The organism is Bradyrhizobium sp. STM 3809 (assembly GCF_000239795.1).
Classification (GTDB): Bacteria; Pseudomonadota; Alphaproteobacteria; order Rhizobiales; family Xanthobacteraceae; genus Bradyrhizobium.
Genome location: NZ_CAFJ01000004.1, coordinates 1 through 1,159 on the forward strand (window position 1 = coordinate 1; position 1,159 = coordinate 1,159).

Annotated in this window: 1 protein-coding gene; it reads left to right on the top strand. The window is 66.6% G+C overall.

Annotated elements, in window-relative coordinates:
- Nucleotides 1-224: 224 nt before the first annotated feature.
- Nucleotides 225-1,159, top strand: a 935-nt coding sequence (gene paaA, locus BRAS3809_RS00225; RefSeq protein WP_035654692.1) for a 1,2-phenylacetyl-CoA epoxidase subunit PaaA, incomplete at its 3' end; no start/stop codon positions are given.

Below are 1,159 nucleotides of genomic sequence, written 5' to 3' on the forward strand. Positions count from 1 at the left end.
GGGCGCTGTGCGGCGAGATCTACCGGCTGCTGCTGCCGGGGTCGGAGCGCTGGCTCGACGCGCACGCGACCAACGAGGCGGGCGCATTGCCCCCGGCCGGCGAGCCGCTGCTGCGGCGGTTCGGCGGTGCCCATGAGGCAGCTTGATATATTACAAAAATCGATTGCACGGATGGAATTCCGTTATATATTGGCGGCAACCAAGTCCTGGGAGGACGCCGCCGCATGTACACGCAGGCGCTTAATTCGCCCGAGGAGGGCAGCCACGCCGAGGACGCCGTGCGCGCCCAACGCTTTCAGGCCCGCATCGATGCCGAGGAGCGCATCGAGCCGAACGACTGGATGCCGGCGGCCTACCGCAAGACGCTGGTCCGGCAGATCTCCCAACATGCCCATTCCGAAATCGTCGGCATGCTGCCCGAGGGCAACTGGATCACCCGCGCGCCGAGCCTGCGCCGCAAGGCGGCGCTGCTCGCCAAGGTCCAGGACGAATGCGGCCACGGCCTGTATTTGTATGCCGCCGCCGAGACGCTCGGCGCCTCGCGCGAGGAGCTGGTCGACGCGATGCTGGCCGGCAAGGCCAAGTACTCCTCGATCTTCAACTACCCGACCCTGACCTGGGCGGATATCGGCGTGATCGGCTGGCTGGTCGATGGCGCCGCGATCATGAACCAGATCCCGCTGTGCCGCTGCTCCTATGGTCCCTATGCGCGCGCGATGATCCGCGTCTGCAAGGAGGAATCGTTCCATCAGCGCCAGGGCTACGAGATCATGCTCACGCTCTGCCGCGGCACGGCCGAGCAGAAGGCGATGGCGCAGGATGCGTTGAACCGCTGGTGGTGGCCGGTGCTGATGATGTTCGGGCCGCCCGATCAGGCCAGCCAGCACAGCGACACCTCGACCAAATGGAAGATCAAGCGGTTCTCCAATGACGAGCTGCGCCAGAAGTTCATCGATGCCACCGTGCCGCAGGCGCAGTATCTCGGCCTCACGATGCCTGATCCCGAGATGAGGCAGGACGAGCAGGGCCATTGGCGGCACGGCCCGATCGACTGGAACGAGTTCAAGCAGGTGCTGGCCGGCAACGGCCCGTGCAACCGCGACCGGTTGGCGGCGCGCCGCAAGGCGCATGCCGACGGCGCCTGGGTGCGCGAGGCCGC